Genomic DNA, 1,204 nt, shown 5'->3' with positions numbered 1-1,204 from the left:
GGCCAATCTGGTGGCCCAGCACCTTGAACTGGCGGCCATCCGCCCGGTGTACATTTCCAACCCACAGGGCGAGATTCTCGGGCAAACGTTTCCTGAGCGCGGGGTCATTTTCGCTTTTGCCCCGGCAGAGCAGCCCGGCAAAGCCTCGAACATGGTGACAGACATCATTCTGGAAGAACTGAACGCCGATGCGTTCATCCTCCGTGCCGAGACTTTCTGGGAAAGCGAACCGGAGCTGGCCCTCCGGGATCTATCCCATGCCCTGCAACTCGATCCGCAGGCCGACCGGGCGTGGTGGCTCCAGGCCCGCGTCCAGCGCCTGATGGGCCGCTCGGCAGACGCTCTGGAGAGCATTCAGCGAGCCGTTCAACTCAATCCGCAGGAAGTGCAGTACCGGCTGGATTTCGCCCAAATTCTCATCGAGAATCGTCAGACCGCCGCGGCGATTTCCCAGCTTGAACAGGTGATCGCCGTGGCCGACCAGCGACCGCACCTGAAAGCCCGGGCACTCTGTCTGCTCGGGGATGTGTATCACGCGGCGGACCCACCGGACTTCAAGAAAGCCCTCGACAATCACTACGAGGCCATCAAAGTGGCCCAGGCTCTACGAACCGATCCGTATCCCGCTTATCGCGTGGCAGGCAAGGAAGTTCTGGTGGATGCCCACCTCGGCGCCGCACGGGATATCGCCTGGGGGGTCTGGGAGCAGAAGGAGGCCGTGGTGGGGCGATGGTTGCAGCGGGCGGAAGAGCTCGCCGAGGATCTCGTCCAGAACGAGCGGCAATCCCCCCGCGCCCTGTTCAAAGTGGCTGCCACCGCGCTGGCGGTCAGTGTGGCCCTCCCCGCAGCAGTGGATCCCCAACCCTGGCTGGAAAAACTCGATCAGGCGTATCAGCTCCTCGTGCAGGACGTCAGTCCCGTTCGCAAGGCGCAGTTTCAATGGGAATATGGAGCCGCGCTCTACGACGCCGTCCAGCATTATCAGGCGCGGGAAAAGCATGATCTGGCCTTGCAATACGGCCAAAAGGCTATTGAAGCCCTGGAAGCGGGTCTGGCCGGGCACACCCCCAGCGCCATGGACCACTACCTGATGGGCCGCCTCTATTTCCGCATGGGCGCCATTTTCGCCATCCAGCAGAAAAAACACGCGGAAGCCACCCCTTACTATGACAAAGCCCTGGAACACCTGGAAGCTGCCGCCGGG

1 protein-coding gene is annotated in these 1,204 nt (G+C 62.2%); it reads left to right on the top strand.

Features of this window, described 5'->3' with window-relative positions; all coding sequences use genetic code 11:
• Positions 1-1,204, top strand: a 1,204-nt coding sequence (locus tag H5U08_RS19330) for a tetratricopeptide repeat protein (protein ID WP_297036974.1), incomplete at both ends; no start/stop codon positions are given.

Origin of the sequence: Thermogutta sp. (assembly GCF_014359955.1) — a bacterium.
Taxonomy (GTDB): Bacteria; Planctomycetota; Planctomycetia; order Pirellulales; family Thermoguttaceae; genus Thermogutta.
This window is presented reverse-complemented; position numbering and strand designations above follow the sequence as displayed.